Annotated in this window: 12 protein-coding genes and 3 pseudogenes; 8 read left to right on the top strand and 7 right to left on the bottom strand. The window is 69.4% G+C overall.

Features of this window, described 5'->3' with window-relative positions; translation table 11 throughout:
- Window positions 1–66: 66 nt before the first annotated feature.
- From ctaC to QQK35_RS00765, 6 genes are all read left to right on the top strand, one after another.
- Entirely contained in the window at window positions 67–966 is a 900-nt protein-coding gene (gene ctaC / locus QQK35_RS00790) for an aa3-type cytochrome oxidase subunit II (RefSeq protein WP_425565076.1), read from the top strand.
- Entirely contained in the window at window positions 963–2,705 is a 1,743-nt protein-coding gene (gene ctaD, locus QQK35_RS00785) for an aa3-type cytochrome oxidase subunit I (protein ID WP_284252112.1), read from the top strand. Before ctaC ends, ctaD begins: the two co-directional genes overlap by 4 nt.
- 1 nt (window position 2,706) lies before the next feature.
- On the top strand, window positions 2,707–3,123 hold the full coding sequence (locus tag QQK35_RS00780; RefSeq protein WP_284252109.1) for a cytochrome c oxidase subunit 4: 417 nt from the start codon (window positions 2,707–2,709) through the stop codon (window positions 3,121–3,123).
- On the top strand, window positions 3,123–3,545 hold the full coding sequence (locus tag QQK35_RS00775) for a GNAT family N-acetyltransferase (protein ID WP_284252107.1): 423 nt from the start codon (window positions 3,123–3,125) through the stop codon (window positions 3,543–3,545). Before QQK35_RS00780 ends, QQK35_RS00775 begins: the two co-directional genes overlap by 1 nt.
- Before the next feature lie 171 nt (window positions 3,546–3,716).
- Window positions 3,717–4,766, top strand: a complete 1,050-nt coding sequence (trpS, locus tag QQK35_RS00770) for a tryptophan--tRNA ligase (protein WP_284252105.1) — start codon at window positions 3,717–3,719, stop codon at window positions 4,764–4,766.
- Between the two features lie 61 nt (window positions 4,767–4,827).
- Complete coding sequence (locus tag QQK35_RS00765) at window positions 4,828–5,160, top strand: DUF4180 domain-containing protein (RefSeq protein WP_284252103.1); 333 nt, start codon at window positions 4,828–4,830, stop codon at window positions 5,158–5,160.
- An 85-nt stretch (window positions 5,161–5,245) separates the two neighbouring features.
- On the opposite strand, the gene qcrB is transcribed toward QQK35_RS00765, so the two are convergent.
- The 4 genes from qcrB to ctaE all read right to left on the bottom strand — a co-directional run bounded on the left by qcrB (window position 5,246) and on the right by ctaE (window position 9,465).
- A complete protein-coding gene (qcrB, locus tag QQK35_RS00760; protein ID WP_344203674.1) occupies window positions 5,246–6,820 on the bottom strand; it encodes a cytochrome bc1 complex cytochrome b subunit in 1,575 nt (524 codons plus the stop codon).
- A gap of 70 nt (window positions 6,821–6,890) precedes the next feature.
- Window positions 6,891–7,904, bottom strand: coding sequence for a cytochrome bc1 complex Rieske iron-sulfur subunit (gene qcrA / locus QQK35_RS00755; protein WP_284252101.1), 1,014 nt, complete (start codon window positions 7,902–7,904; stop codon window positions 6,891–6,893).
- 80 nt (window positions 7,905–7,984) lie between these two features.
- Entirely contained in the window at window positions 7,985–8,788 is an 804-nt protein-coding gene (gene qcrC, locus QQK35_RS00750; protein WP_284252099.1) for a cytochrome bc1 complex diheme cytochrome c subunit, read from the bottom strand.
- 35 nt (window positions 8,789–8,823) lie between these two features.
- Window positions 8,824–9,465 (bottom strand): aa3-type cytochrome oxidase subunit III, encoded by a 642-nt coding sequence (gene ctaE / locus QQK35_RS00745; RefSeq protein ID WP_284252098.1) that lies wholly within the window; start codon window positions 9,463–9,465, stop codon window positions 8,824–8,826.
- Between the two features lie 81 nt (window positions 9,466–9,546).
- On the opposite strand from ctaE, the gene trpD reads away from it, so the two are divergent.
- On the top strand, window positions 9,547–10,599 hold the full coding sequence (gene trpD, locus QQK35_RS00740) for an anthranilate phosphoribosyltransferase (protein WP_284252096.1): 1,053 nt from the start codon (window positions 9,547–9,549) through the stop codon (window positions 10,597–10,599).
- Window positions 10,600–10,605: 6 nt separating this feature from the next.
- On the opposite strand, the gene QQK35_RS00735 is transcribed toward trpD, so the two are convergent.
- Window positions 10,606–12,327, bottom strand: coding sequence for a glycerol-3-phosphate dehydrogenase/oxidase (locus tag QQK35_RS00735; RefSeq protein ID WP_284252094.1), 1,722 nt, complete (start codon window positions 12,325–12,327; stop codon window positions 10,606–10,608).
- Between the two features lie 167 nt (window positions 12,328–12,494).
- Here QQK35_RS00735 and QQK35_RS00730 point away from each other — a divergent pair.
- Window positions 12,495–13,378: pseudogene (locus QQK35_RS00730) on the top strand (sugar-binding transcriptional regulator).
- Here QQK35_RS00730 and QQK35_RS00725 read toward each other — a convergent pair.
- Both QQK35_RS00725 and QQK35_RS00720 read right to left on the bottom strand, forming a co-directional pair.
- Window positions 13,338–14,041: pseudogene (locus QQK35_RS00725) on the bottom strand (alpha-hydroxy-acid oxidizing protein). The pseudogenes QQK35_RS00730 and QQK35_RS00725 sit on opposite strands and share 41 nt — an antisense overlap.
- A 23-nt stretch (window positions 14,042–14,064) precedes the next feature.
- Window positions 14,065–14,622: pseudogene (locus QQK35_RS00720) on the bottom strand (alpha-hydroxy-acid oxidizing protein); the annotation flags it as partial.
- Window positions 14,623–14,667: the final 45 nt, after the last annotated feature.

Here is a 14,667-nt window from a genome sequence, read left to right as displayed (position 1 = left end):
GGAAGGTCGGGGCCCTCGCCGTTATAGACTGGCAAGCGAATCATCCCGACGTCCGAGAGGTCTCGAGTGCGCAGCAGCCGTCGTCAGATCGGGCGTTCGCGCCTTGCCCGTTGGGCTCTGCTCCCCATCCTCGGAGCCGGAGCGCTGGTGCTCGCGGGGTGCACGCAGCAGCAGCTGAACGGGTTCCTCCCCGGGGACCGCAACACCACCAACCACACGGCGATGGTGACCGACCTCTGGGTCACCTCGTGGATCGTGCTGCTGGGTGTCGGCCTTCTCACCTGGGGCCTGCTGATCTGGGCGATCGTCGTCTACCGCCGCCGCAAGGGCCAGACCGGCCTCCCCGTCCAGCTGCGCTACAACCTGCCGATCGAGATCTTCTACACGATCGTGCCGCTGATCCTGGTGATCGGCTTCTTCGCCTTCACCGCGCGCGACCAGGCGCAGATCGAGGCGAACCCGGGCCACCCCGACCAGAAGATCGAGGTCTTCGGCAAGCGCTGGTCGTGGGACTTCAACTACCTCGACGAGAAGACCTACTCGCCGGGGGTGCAGGCGACCGCCCGGCTGAACAAGGACGGGAGCCTCGACATGTCGAAGCTGCCGACCCTGTACCTGCCCGTCAACAAGCGGATCCAGATCGACGAGGAGTCGCGGGATGTCGCGCACTCGTTCTGGATCATCGACTTCCTGTACAAGAAGGATCTGATCCCGGGTCAGACCAACCACATGTACTTCATCCCGACGAAGACCGGCACCTATCAGGGCAAGTGCGCGGAGCTCTGCGGCGAGTATCACGCCGACATGCTCTTCCAGGTCAAGGTCGTCTCGCAGAGCGAGTTCGACGCGCAGATGCAGAAGCTGCGTGACGCAGGGCAGACCGGGCGCCTGGGCTCGGACTACAACACGGACACCAACCTGCCGGGAACATCCGGCCGCGTCCAGAACGAAGGATCGGGATCATGACGACGACGGCGGGGCCCGCGACCTTCACGCCGACCCAGACGCAGACGGTCGGCGGCTCGAAGGTCGAACGCAAGGGCAACATCTTCATCAAGTGGATCACCACGACCGACCACAAGACGATCGGGTACCTCTACCTGATCACGTCGTTCGTCTACTTCTGCGTCGGTGGGGTGCTTGCGCTGGTCATCCGCGCGGAGCTGTTCACGCCGGGCCTGGATGTCGTGCAGTCGAACGAGCAGTACAACCAGCTCTTCACGATGCACGGCACGATCATGCTGCTGATGTTCGCGACGCCGCTGTTCGCCGGGTTCGCGAACGTCGCGATGCCGTTGCAGATCGGTGCTCCGGATGTCGCGTTCCCGCGGCTGAACGCGCTGGCCTATTGGCTCTACTTCTTCGGCTCGCTCATCGCGGTCGGCGGCTTCTTCACCCCGCAGGGGGCGGCGGCCTTCGGGTGGACCGCCTACGCGCCGCTCAGCGACACGACGTTCACGCCGGGCCTCGGCGGCAACCTGTGGGTCTTCGGCCTGGCGATGAGCGGTTTCGGCACGATCCTCGGCGCCGTCAACTTCATCACGACGATCATCACGATGCGGGCGCCGGGCATGACCATGTTCCGGATGCCGATCATGAGCTGGAACGTCATGATCACCTCGATCCTCGTGCTGATCGCGTTCCCGGTGCTCGCCGCGGCGCTGTTCGCACTCGGGGCGGATCGCGTGTTCGACGCCCACCTGTACGACCCGGCCAACGGGGGAGCCATCCTCTGGCAGCACCTGTTCTGGTTCTTCGGGCATCCGGAGGTCTACATCATCGCGCTGCCGTTCTTCGGCATCGTGAGCGAGGTGTTCCCGGTCTTCAGTCGCAAGCCGATCTTCGGGTACAAGACCCTGATCTACGCGACGATCTCGATCGCGGCCCTGTCCGTGACGGTGTGGGCGCACCACATGTACGTGACCGGGTCGGTGCTGCTGCCGTTCTTCTCGCTCATGACGATGCTGATCGCGGTGCCGACGGGCGTGAAGATCTTCAACTGGATCGGCACGATGTGGCGCGGCTCCGTCACGTTCGAGACGCCCATGATCTGGGCGATCGGATTCCTCGTGACGTTCACCTTCGGTGGCCTCACGGGCGTGATCCTGGCGTCGCCGCCGTTGGACTTCCCGCTCTCGGACACCTACTTCGTGGTGGCGCACTTCCACTACGTGGTGTTCGGCACGGTGGTGTTCGCGATGTTCTCGGGCTTCTACTTCTGGTGGCCCAAGTGGACCGGCAAGATGCTGAACGAGCGCCTGGGCAAGATCCACTTCTGGCTGCTGTTCATCGGGTTCCACACCACGTTCCTCATCCAGCACTGGCTCGGCGTGCTCGGCATGCCGCGCCGGTACGCGAACTACCAGCCCGACCCGGGTGTGGTGTGGATGAACGAGCTGTCGACCGTGGGCGCCGTGATCCTCGGCATCTCCATGCTCCCGTTCCTGCTGAACGTGTGGGTCACGGCCCGCCGGGCGCCGAAGGTCAACGTGGACGACCCGTGGGGCAATGCGCGTTCGCTGGAGTGGGCGACGTCGTGCCCGCCGCCGCGGCACAACTTCTCGTCGATCCCGCGGATCCGGTCCGAGTCGCCGGCGTTCGACCTGCACCACCCTGAGGCGGGCGTACCGGTCGGCATCGGGCCCGGGCCGGCCGACGCACCGGATGCCCCCGTGATCGACGCCGCGAAGGGCGAGGTGAAGTAGCGTGCGCGCCAACTCCAACCTGTTCTGGATCCTGGGCGCCTTCTTCTGGGCGGCCGACATCGCCTACGTCCTGTGGTCGATCATCGACACGGGCAAGCCGGAGTGGGTGGGTCTGGTCGGCATGGCGCTGACCGGCGTGCTCTCGTTCTTCCTCGCCTTCTACATCGGGCGCACTCGCTCCGCGCAGGGCGGCGATGTGCCGCAGGACCGCCCCGATGCGAACGTCGACGACGGCGACCCCGAGATGGGCCAGTTCAGCCCGTGGAGCTGGTGGCCGTTCACGCTCGGCCTCGGTCTGACGCTCGTCTTCCTCGGTCTCGCGATCGGCACCTGGGTGTCGTTCTTCGGCGGTCCGCTGGCGGCGATCGCGATCGTCGGCTGGAACTACGAGTACTACCGCAACAACTTCGCACGCTGATGATCCGCGCCGCGCAGCCGGGGGACGAGGACGCGGTCTTCGAGCTCGTCACGCAGCTCGGACATGCCTTCCCGCCGAAGCGGGACGCTTTCGAGGCGACGATCGCGTCGTATCTCGCGGGCGAGCAGCCGACCGTCGTGCTGCTCGTGGCCGAGGAGCCGGAGGGCGTGCTCGGCTACGCCCTCATGACGGTGGTGCCGCTGCTGTCGACGAACGGTCCGTCCGCTCAGCTGCAGGAGATCGTCGTCGATCAGAAGGCGCGGGGACGTGATCTGGGCACGGCGCTCGTGCGTGCGGTCGAAGCCGAGTGCGAGCGACGCGGTGTGACGCAGCTGACCGTCGCGAGCCGCCGTGCCGGGGGCTTCTACGACCGGCTCGGGTTCCATGAGAGCGCGGAGTACATGCGCCGGCTTTTCGCCTGAGACCGGCGCTCTCGAGACGATAGTGTCGACGCATGATGCGTTCGACCCGCTCCGCGTGGTGGTGGCTGCGATAGCAGCCGAGTGACGCATGTCCGCGGGCTGCCCGGCAGCCCGTGATCGTCACGGAAGCGACGTCCGTGCGGCCCTTCGATCTCAAGAGGGGACCGACCGATGGATTCATTCGCCGCCACCGTGGCGCGCATGCCGGAGCTCGAACGGCGCATCGTCGCCGATCCGAGCGCGTTCCGGGTGCTGACCGGGGAGCGACCGACCGGAGCGCTGCACCTCGGGCACTACCTGGGCACGATCCGCGAGCGCGTGCGACTGCAGGAGCTCGGTGTCGACACGTTCGTGATCCTGGCCGACTACCAGGTCATCACCGACCGCGATGTGGCCGCGAACGTCCGGGAGCACGTGCGCGGCGCCGTGCTCGACTACCTGGCCGCTGGTCTCGACCCGGAACGAACCACGATCTTCACCCATTCCGCCGTGCCGGCGTTGAACCAGCTGCTGCTGCCGTTTCTCAGCCTGGTGACCGAGGCGGAGCTGCACCGCAACCCCACGGTGAAGGCCGAGCATGCGGCGTCGGGACGCGCGCTGAGTGGGCTCATGCTCACCTACCCCGTGCACCAGGCGGCCGACATCCTCTTCTGCAAGGGCAATCTCGTGCCCGTCGGCAAGGACAACCTCCCGCACGTCGAGCTCACGCGCACCATCGCCCGGCGCTTCACGCAGCGGTACGGCCCGGTCTTTCCCGAGCCGGACGCCCTCCTCACCGACACGCCGGAGATCCCGGGGCTCGACGGACGCAAGATGTCCAAGAGCTACGGCAACGCGATCGCACTGGGGCTGAGCGACGACGAGACGGCGGCCGTCATCCGCCGCACGGTGACCGACGGCGAGCGGCGCATCGCCTACGACCCGGTATCCCGTCCCGGCGTCGCGGGGCTGCTCTCCACGGCGGCCCTGTGCATCGGATCGACACCTGCCGAGGTCGCGGAGACGGTCGGCGACGGCGGCAGCGGTGCCCTGAAGTCGCTCACGATCGACGTGGTGACCGCGTTCCTGGCCGAGCACCGGGCACGCCGGCGCGAGTTCGCGAAAGATCCGGCGCTGGTGACCGCCGTCCTGCGCCGCGGCAACGCCCGGGCGAACGAGCTGGCAGAGGCCACTCTCGCCGAGGTGCGGGAGGCCATGGGCATGGCCTACGACGCGGCCTGAGCGACCGGCAGGGTCAGGCTCGCCGCACGTCACCGGCCCTGCAGCATCGTACGGTGGGGGAGTGATCCTGCGGCTCGAGCTCGACGGTCCCCTCCTGCGCACCGCGGACGACGCGATGGACCTCATCGCCACGACTTTCGTGCCGGGTGGCGCGGAGACGATCGTGGTGCCGGTCGCGCGCCTGGACCCCGACTTCTTCCGGCTCTCGAGCGGCGTGGCCGGTGAGGTGGCGCAGAAGTTCGCCAACTACCGGCGCCGGTTGGTGATCCTCGGCGATGTCTCGGTGTACGTCGCGCGCAGCGACGCCTTCCGCGACTGGGTGCGTGAGGTCAACCGGGGTCGCGACCTGCTGTTCGTCGCCGACGACGCGGAGCTGCGCGAGCGGGTCGAGTAGCGCGGCGGGCGCGTATCGAGACCTCCTCTCCTCCGAGGGGAGGTCTCGATACGTCGCTTCGCGACGAGTCGACCAACGGTGCGGGCTAGTGTCCGCCGTGCTGGTGCGACGCCTCGAGCTCGCCCTTGGTGACGGGAGCGATCCGGTCCTCGAAGAACCAACGCGACATCCGGGCACGCAGCCGTGCGGCGTTCGTGATCCGGCCGCGCTCGTTCGGGCGCAGCATGAGCGGCTGATAGTCGTCGTAGGTGAGCAGGCGCCAGCGCTCGTACTCGGAGAGCTGTCGGTGCACCTCGATGTACTCGCCGCCGGGCAGGCGCACGATACGGCCGGACTCGAAACCGTGCAGCGCGATCTCGCGGTCCTTCTTCTGCAGGCCGAGGCAGATGCGCTTCGCGAGGAAGTACGCGATGAACGGGCCCACGATGAGCGCGAACTGGATGATGTGCGTCACCCACTCCACGGACATCTTGAAGTGCGTCGCGAGGATGTCGGAGCTCGCTGCCGCCCAGAGCGCCGCGTAGAACGTGACGCCGGCCGCGCCGATCGCCGTGCGGACCGGGGCGTTGCGCGGACGGTCGGTCATGTGGTGCTCGCGCTGGTCACCGGTGATCCACGCCTCGAAGAACGGGTAGGCGCCGACGACGACGAGGAACATGACCAGCACGATGATCGGGATCAGGATGTTGAGCGACACCGTGTAGGGGCCGATCATGAACTCCCAGCCCGGCGGCACGAGACGCAGGGCGCCGTCGGCGAAGCCGATGTACCAGTCCGGCTGCGTGCCGGCCGAGATCGGGGAGGGGTCGTAGGGCCCGTAGTCCCAGATCGGGTTGATCGTGACCGTCGCCGCGACGACCGCGATGACGCCGAAGACGATGAAGAAGAATCCGCCGGCCTTCGCCGCGAACACCGGCATGATCGGCACGCCGACCACGTTCTTCTCGGTCCGGCCCGGCCCGGCGAACTGCGTGTGCTTGTTGACGACGAGCAGCACGAGGTGGATGCCGATGGCCGCCACCACCGCCGCCGGCAGCAGCAGGATGTGCAGCGTGTAGAGGCGTCCGACGATGGCGTCGCCCGGGAACTCGCCGCCGAACAGCAGGAAGTCGATCCAGGTGCCGACCACCGGCACGCCCTCGACCATCCCGTAGATGATGCGGAGGCCGTTGCCCGAGAGCAGGTCGTCGGGCAGCGAGTACCCGGTGAAGCCCTCGGCCATGGCCAGGACGAAGAGCGTGAAGCCGACGATCCAGTTGATCTCACGCGGCTTGCGGAACGCGCCCGTGAAGAAGATGCGCAGCATGTGCAGGCCGATCGAGGCCACGAACAGCAGCGCCGCCCAGTGGTGGATCTGGCGCAGCAGCAGCCCGCCACGGACGTCGAAGCTGATGTGCAGCGTCGACGACAGCGCGGACGACATCTTGATGCCCTCGAGCGGCGCGTACGAGCCGTGGTAGACGGTCTCCGCCATCGACGCCTGGAAGAAGAACGTCAGGAACGTGCCGGAGAGCAGGATGACGATGAAGCTGTACAGCGCGACCTCGCCGAGCATGTACGACCAGTGGTCCGGGAAGATCTTGCGCCCGAGCTCTTTGACGAGGCCGGACATGCCGGTGCGCTCGTCGATGTAGTTGGCCGCCCAGTTGGTCACCCGCATGCCGCGGCCGGGGGCAGCTGGTCGTCCTCGACGGTCGCCGGTGCCGCGGACGGCGCGGTGGTGTCGACGCTCACGTGTGGTCACGCTCCCAGAAGCTGGGGCCGACGGGCTCGTGGAAGTCGCTGCGCGCGACCAGGTACCCTTCGCTGTCGACCGTGATGGGAAGTTGCGGCAGGGGCCGCTTGGCGGGGCCGAAGATGACCTCGGCCTCGTGGGTGATGTCGAACTGCGATTGGTGGCACGGGCACAGCAGGTGATGCGTCTGCTGCTCGTACAGGGCCACCGGGCATCCGACGTGGGTGCAGATCTTCGAGTACGCGACGATGCCGTGGTAGTTCCAGTTCTCACGGCCCTTCGAGACGTGCAGGTCCTCGGGCTTCAGGCGCATGAGGAGGACGGCGGCCTTGGCCTTCTGCTCCAGCGCGTCCTCGCGGTCGTCGAGACCCTCCGGGATCACGTGGAAGACCGAGCCGAGCGTGACGTCCGATGCCTTGATCGGCACCCCGTTCGGGTCCTTCGTGAGCCGGGTCCCTGCCTTCCACATGGTGTGGCGCAGGACGTCGTTGGCATCCTGATCGGCCGGTCCCAGGTCGCGGAAGATGATGATGCCGGGCAGCGGCCAGAGCGCGAGCGACGCGATGAGCGTGTTGCGCACGAGCTTGCGGCGGGTGAAGCCGGACTCCTTGTTGCCGAGATGGAACACCTCGGCCGCCGACGCGCGCGTGGCCTCCGAGCCCCGGGTCATGTGCCGCTCCTCGGAGAGGTCGTGACCCTCCATGAGCGCCTTCGACCAATGCACCGCGGCGATGCCGATGCCGAGCAGCGACAGCGCGATGCCGAGGCCGAGGAAGAGGTTGTTGAGCCGGATGGAGCCCGGGTCGTTCGCGTTGATCGGGAAGACGATGTACGCGACGATCGCGAACACGCTGCCGACCATCGACGCCGCGAAGAGCAGCGCGATCCGGCGCTCGTTCGACCGGGCCTTCTTCGGGTCGAGGTCGCTGACCCGCGGCCGGTACGGCGGGAAGCCGGGGTTCTGGATCTGCTCGGAGTCCGGGAGGACGACGGCGGTGCCGACCGGCATCGTCGGCTCCTCGTGGCGCTCGACGGCGGTTCCGGGGGTCCCGTGATCTGCCATGTGCTGTGTCGATTCCTTCCGAGCCGCTAGTTCGGCTTCGCGGTCAGCCAGATGGTGACCACGACGATCGCGCCGAGTGCGAAGATCCAGACGAACAGGCCCTCCGACACCGGACCGAGGTTGCCGAGGTCCAGGCCGCCCGGCGAGGGGTGGCTGTCGAGGTACTGCAGGTAGGCGACGATCGCCGCCTTGTCCTTGGGGGTGATATTGAGGTTGTTGAACACGGGCATGTTCTGCGGCCCCGTGACCATGGCCTCGTACACGTGCTTGGCGGTCACGCCCGTGAGCGGCGGCGCGTACTTGCCCTCGGTGAGGGCGCCGCCGGCGCCGGCGACGTTGTGGCACATCGCGCAGTTCACGCGGAAGAGCTCCGCGCCCGTGGACACGTTCCCGCCCTTGAGGCTGTCGGCCGAGGGGATCGCGGGCCCGGGGGCGAGCGAGCCGACGTACGCGGCCAGCGCGGCGATCTGCGTGTTGGTGAACTGGGTCGGCTTCTGCTCGGCCTGGGGGCCCGAGGCCGCCATCGGCATCCGGCCGGTGCCGACCTGGAAGTCGACGGCCGCGGGGCCGACGCCGACGAGGCTGGGCGCGACCCCCGCCGTGCCGACCGCTCCGAGGCCGTGGCAGGTGGCGCAGTTCGCTTCGAACAGCTTCTTGCCCTCCGACACCTGCGCCTGCTCGGAAGCGGGAGTCGACGCGCTCGCGCTCGTCGTGAACGCCGCGTAGGCGCCGCCCGTCGCGAGCAGGCCGATCAGCAGCAGGGCGACCGAGGCCAGCGGCGAGCGCCGCCCGGTCTTGCGCCGAGAGGAGGTGGGTACGGAGGTCGCCATGGTGCGGGATGAATCCGATCTGCGGGCCATGCGGGTTACTTGAGGACGTAGATCACGAGGAACAGGCCGATCCACACCACGTCGACGAAGTGCCAGTAGTACGACACGACGATGGCGGTGGTCGCCTCCTTGTGCGTGAAGTTCTTGACCGCGAAGATCCGGCCGATCGTGAGCAGGAAGGCGATGAGGCCGCCCGTCACGTGCATCGCGTGGAACCCGGTGGTCAGGTAGAAGGCCGACCCGTAGGAGTCACCGGTGAAGTCGACGTGCTCGGTGACGAGGTTCGCGTACTCGAACACCTGACCGGTGACGAAGACCGCGCCCATGGCGAATGTCAGGTAGAACCACTCGACCGTGCCCCACTTCCAGAACTGGAGCACGGATCCGGTGCGGCGGGCCTGCAACCGCTCGGCGGCGAAGACGCCCGCCTGGCAGGTGAATGACGAGGCGACCAGGATCAGCGTGTTGACGAGCGCATACGGCACCTCGAGCTTGGCCGTCTGGTGCTCCCACAGCCCGGGGGACGTCGACCGGAGCGTGAAGTAGATCGCGAACAGGCCGGCGAAGAACATGACCTCGCTGCCGAGCCAGACGATGACGCCCACCTGCGTGACGTTGGGCCGGTTGATGACCGGGGCGCTCGAGGGGGCCAACGACGTCGAACTCACGTTGTCCATTATGGCCGATGCGATCACCCCTGAGGGCCATTCGCCTCGCCGGGGGCCGCAGAGCGATGTCGGGCCAATAACATCGTGGCCATGCCCACCGAACTGGCCTGGCCGGCCATCCTCACCCAGTTGCTCGCCGGTGCCGACCTCTCGATCGCCGAGGCCTCCTGGGCGATGGAGGAGGTCATGGCGGGTCGCGCGACGCCGTCGCAGCTGTCGGGCCTGCTCGTGGCGCTGCGCGCCAAGGGCGAGACGGTGGATGAGATCGTGGGCTTCCGCGACGCCGTGCTGGCGCACGCGCTCCCACTGGATGTCGACCCGATGGCGCTCGACATCGTCGGCACCGGGGGCGACCGCTTGGGGACCGTCAACGTCTCGACGATGGCCGCGATCGTCGCCGCGGCGGCCGGCGCGCGGGTCGTGAAGCACGGGAACCGCGCGGCGTCCTCGGCATCCGGATCGTCGGACGTGCTCGCCGCGCTGGGGCTCGACATGCAGCTGGATCCGGAACGCGTGGCGCGGGTGCTCGACGAGGTCGGCATCACCTTCGCGTTCGCGTCGTTCTTCCACCCGGGGTTCAAGAACGCGGGCCCCACGCGGGCCGAGCTCGGCATCCCGACCGTCTTCAACTTCCTCGGGCCGCTGTGCAACCCCGCGCGCCCGGAGGCCTCGGCGGTCGGTGTGGCCGCGCTCGACAAGGTGCCCCTCGTCGTGGGCGTCTTCCAGACCCGTGGTGCCACGGCGCTCGTGTTCCGCGGCGACGACGGGCTCGACGAGCTGTCGACGACCGGGCACAGCCACCTGTGGGAGGTCTCGCGGGGCTCGGTCACCGAGCACGACCTCGACCCGGCCGACGTCGGGCTGCCGCGCGCGTCGCTCGACGATCTACGCGGCGGGGACGCGGCGCACAACGCCGCGATCGTGCGCCGGGCGCTGGCGGGCGATCACGGTGCGGTGCGGGACATCGTGCTGCTGAACGCCGCCGCCGGGCTGATCGCGTGGCGGCTCGCCCACGATCACCTCGACGGCGAGCGCGACATCCGGGAGCGCTTCCGCGAGCAGATCGCGGTGGCCGCCGAGGCGATCGACTCCGGTGCCGCGACGGCCAAGCTCGACGCCTGGCTGGCGGCCGCCGGCGCCTGAGGCGGGTCAGTCCGCCCGGGCGGGCGCACCCGCGAGCGTCACGTCGTGCCGCGCGGCGAGGTCGGCGGTCGCCTCGGCCACCTCGCGCGCACGGCGCTGCCGGGACCAGCCGAGCGCGTCGCCCGCGATCTCCGCGAGCTCGTCGAGAAGATCGGCGGTGACGACCCCCGCGAAGGCCGCGCTGGTGCGGCGGTAGACGAGGTCGCCGAGATGCACCACGTGCTCCGTTCGGGCGACGTGGCGCACCTCGTCGCGCGAGTACCCCTCGAGGTGGGCCAGCATGACGTCGTCGTCGCCGAGCGCGGCCATGACGTCGACCGCCCGCGTGCCGTAGCGGGCGAGCAGCCGGCCGGCGCGGCGCGCATCGACACGACCCGCGTGCTCGGCGATCCAGGTATCCCGGGCGCCGTCGGCGGCCGGGAAGCCGGCGCCTCCGCCGATCGCGAGATTCTCGGTGCCGGTGCGCCGCGGCATCCCGAGCCGGTCGAGCACCAGGTCGGCCATGTGCGCGCCGAGGGCGCGGAAGGTCGTCCACTTGCCGCCGACGAGGCTCAGCAGCAGCCGGCCGCCACCGAGTTCGGTCGGCTCGATGCGGTAGTCCCGCGAGACGAAGCCGGGCGCCTCGTCGTCGTGGTGCGGCAGGGGCCGGATGCCGGCGAACTTGTAGACGATCTGCGAGCGATCGAGGCGGATGCCCGGCAGCACGTGGTGCACGAGACCGAAGAAGTAGTCGACCTCCTCCTCGGTGCACACCGCGGGCTCGCGCGGGTCGGCGTCGATGTCGGTCGTGCCGACCATGACCCGGCCCTTGAGCGGGTAGATGAGCACGATCCGGCCGTCGTCGTTCTCGAAGAACAGCTCGCGTCCGTGGGTCGCCGCCAGGAGCTCGGCGTGGTTGAGCACGATGTGCGAGCCCTTGGTGCCGCCCATGTACCGGGTCGGTCGGCCGAGGGCGTCGTTGGTGAGGTCGGTCCACGGTCCCGAGGCGTTGACGACGACGCGGGCGGCGAGGTCGAACTCGGCGCCATCGGCGAGGTCGCGCACCCGGATGCCGGCGCCGTCGGCGGATGCGCCGATCGCCTCGACGTAGTTGGCGGCGCGCCCGCCGGCGGCGATCCCGTCGAGCAGTACGTCGAGCGCGAGGCGCTCCGGGTCGTGCATCGACGCGTCGAAGTAGGTGGCCGTGTACTTGAGGTCCGGGTTCAGCTCCGGCATCTCGGCGAGCGCCTTGCGGCGGCCGAGGAAGCGGTGGCGTGGCTGGGTGCCGCCGTCGCGCGAGAACCCGTCGTAGATCGTGAGACCGAGCTTGATGAGCAACGCGCCGCGCTCGCGCGTCGAACGCTGCCGGTGGGTGAGGAAGCGCAGCGGCGCGGCCAGCAGGCCGGAGAAGGTGGAGAAGATCGGGATGGTCGTCGGCAGCGGATGCACGTAGTGCCGTGCGTTGCGCAACAGCCGGTTGCGCTCCTGCACGGCCTCGCGCACGAGCCGGAACTCGCCGTTCTCGAGGTAGCGCACGCCGCCGTGGATCATGTGCGAGGAGGCGGACGATGCGCCCGACGCCCAGTCGCCGCGCTCGACGAGCACGACATCCACCCCCTGCAGCGCCAGGTCGCGGAACGTCGCGATCCCGTTGATGCCCCCGCCGATCACCACCACGTCGGCCGTGGGCCGCGAGGTCAGCGCGTCGACCTGCGGACGCGGGACGGGGGTGGAGGTGGTGCGCGGCATGCTGCTCCGTTCGGGTGATCCACCCCAGTCTCGCTCCCCGCGCACGTTTCTGCCGAGGGGCGTGCACATATGTGCAGAATGGTGCCGTGACTCTCGACCAAGCGGCGGACGCCCGAACCCGCGACGCGCTGACGGCGGCGCGCCTCTACTACCAGCAGGACCTCACCATGGATGCCATCGCGCACGAGCTCGGCGTCTCGCGATCGTCGGTGTCGCGCCTGCTCTCCTCCGCTCGGGACACCGGGCTGGTCGAGATCCGGGTGCGGTCGCCACAGGACATGCCGAGCCGGCTGGAGCGCGAGCTGCGCCGCCGGTACGGGGTGGTCGTGCACGTCGTGCCGATGCCGGACGACACCTCCGACGTGGATCGCCGAGAACGGGTGGCCCTGTACACCGCGCGGATCATCGGCCAGTACATGGACTCGAACATGGCGATGGGCATCGCCTGGGGCGCGACGATGAGCGCCGTGAGCCGGCACCTGGTCGAGAAGCCGACCCACAATGCGCAGATCGTGCAGCTCAACGGCGCGGGCAACCCGCACACGACGGGCATCATCTACGCGAGCGAGATCCTGCAGCGCTTCGCCGACGCCTTCGGCGCGGTGGTGCAGCAGTTCCCGGTGCCCGCGTTCTTCGATCACGCGGAGGCGAAGGCGGCGATGTGGAGGAGCGGAGCGTGCGCCGCGTGCTCGACATGCAGCGGCGGATCGACGTCGCCCTGTTCGGGCTCGGGGCCCCCGGCGGCACGTTGCCGAGCCACGTGTACACGGCCGGGTACCTCGACGACGACGAGCTGCGGTCGCTGCAGAACCACGGCGTCGTGGGCGACATCGCGACGGTCTTCTACCGCGAGGACGGGAGCACGGACGGCATCCCGCTCAACGAGCGCGCGACCGGCCCGGAGCCGGAGGAGCTGCGCCGGGTGCCGCGGCGGGTCTGCGTCGTCTCGGGGGAGTCGAAGCTGCCGAGCATCCGCGGGGCGCTGGCCGGGCGATTCGTGACCGACCTCGTCATCGATGCGGGGACGGCGCATCGCCTCCTGGTGGAGTGATCGCGAGGCTGTCGCGGTCCAGCTCGGCGGGGGACCGGTGGCCGCTCAACCCGAGAGTCAGATCGAACTCGGCGAGCACGTTGCGAAGGGCCTCGCGGGCGCCCTCCTCGCCGGCGATGGCGAGGCCGTAGATCCACGGATGCGCGACGGCGACGGCCGTGGCCCCGAGCGCCAGCGCGCGCAGCACGTCGGCGCCGCCGCGCACCCCGCTGTCGAAGACGATGGGCGCCGATCCGCCGATCGCATCGGCCACGAGCGGCAGGGCGTCGAGGAGGCGATCGCACCGTCGACCTGGCGGCCGGCGTGGTTGGAGACCCAGACGCCGTCGACGCCGGCGTCGAGGGCTCGGCGGGCGTCATCCGGATGCTGGATCCCCTTGAGCAGGATCGGCAACGTGGTGATCGAACGCAGCCACGCCAGGTGCGTCCAGGTGAGGTCGGAGCGGGAGAAGACGTCGAGGAAGGTCTGGACGTCGCGGGGGCGACGCGGCGGCGTCGGAGCCCGAGCAGCGTGCGGATCGCGGACGGCGTGATGCGCGTGCTCTCGGTCGACGGCGGCCGGTCGCGGGACAGCCGCTGAAAGACCGGGTCGCTCGTGTACTGCGCGATGCCCATGCCGCGGATGAACGGCAGGAAGGCGCGGTCGAGATCGCGGGGGCGCCACCCGAGCTGGGTCGTGTCGAGCGTCACGACGAGCGCGGTCGCGCCGATCGCCTCGGCGCGGTGCACGAGGCTCTCGACGAGCTCGTCGGAGCTCGACCAGTAGAGCTGGAACCACAGCGGCCCACCGCCGCGCCGCGTCCGCTCCGGGTCCGCGGCCACGCGCTCCATCGGGATCGACGCCTGATTCGACAGCACCGTCGGGATGCCGAACCCCGCCGCGGCGCGCGCGATGGCGAGATCCGCGTCGCGGTGCGCGAGCTCGAGCACGCCCACCGGTGCGATCACCAGCGGCGTCGGCAGACGCGTGCCGAGAAGCTCGATCGAGAGGTCGCGGCCGGTGGTGTCGACGAGCATCCGGGGCACGATCCGGTAGCGGTCGAACGCGGCCGCGTTGGCGGCCGCGGTCGCCTCGGTGCCGCTCGAGCCGGCGAGGTAGGCCCACGCGTCGTCCGGGAGTCGGCGCCGCGCCTGCTCGACGAGCGCATCCCAGCGGGTGGGGATCCGCGGCCGGATGCCCGAGACGCCCGCCCGGAAGATCTCGGACTGGGTGCGGCGGCCGACCCCGGGCGCGTCGGCCGTCATCCGCGGTGCAGGATCGACGCGGCGACGAAGATCGCCATGAGCACG

Source organism: Pseudolysinimonas kribbensis (assembly GCF_030161895.1).
Lineage (GTDB): Bacteria > Actinomycetota > Actinomycetes > Actinomycetales > Microbacteriaceae > Pseudolysinimonas > Pseudolysinimonas kribbensis.
Note: the sequence above shows the minus strand (reverse complement) of the source record. Positions and strands in the feature narration are given on the sequence as shown.

What these genes read in the sequence shown, in the direction of transcription:
- qcrA (WP_284252101.1), bottom strand. Translation starts at nt 7,904, where the DNA reads ATGCCGGTCGGCACCGCCGTCGTCCTCCCGGACTCCGAGCAGATCCAG.
- QQK35_RS00775 (WP_284252107.1), top strand. Translation starts at nt 3,123, where the DNA reads ATGATCCGCGCCGCGCAGCCGGGGGACGAGGACGCGGTCTTCGAGCTC.
- qcrB (WP_344203674.1), bottom strand. Translation starts at nt 6,820, where the DNA reads ATGCGGGTGACCAACTGGGCGGCCAACTACATCGACGAGCGCACCGGC.
- ctaD (WP_284252112.1), top strand. Translation starts at nt 963, where the DNA reads ATGACGACGACGGCGGGGCCCGCGACCTTCACGCCGACCCAGACGCAG.
- trpD (WP_284252096.1), top strand. Translation starts at nt 9,547, where the DNA reads ATGCCCACCGAACTGGCCTGGCCGGCCATCCTCACCCAGTTGCTCGCC.
- trpS (WP_284252105.1), top strand. Translation starts at nt 3,717, where the DNA reads ATGGATTCATTCGCCGCCACCGTGGCGCGCATGCCGGAGCTCGAACGG.
- ctaE (WP_284252098.1), bottom strand. Translation starts at nt 9,465, where the DNA reads ATGGACAACGTGAGTTCGACGTCGTTGGCCCCCTCGAGCGCCCCGGTC.
- QQK35_RS00735 (WP_284252094.1), bottom strand. Translation starts at nt 12,327, where the DNA reads ATGCCGCGCACCACCTCCACCCCCGTCCCGCGTCCGCAGGTCGACGCG.
- qcrC (WP_284252099.1), bottom strand. Translation starts at nt 8,788, where the DNA reads ATGGCGACCTCCGTACCCACCTCCTCTCGGCGCAAGACCGGGCGGCGC.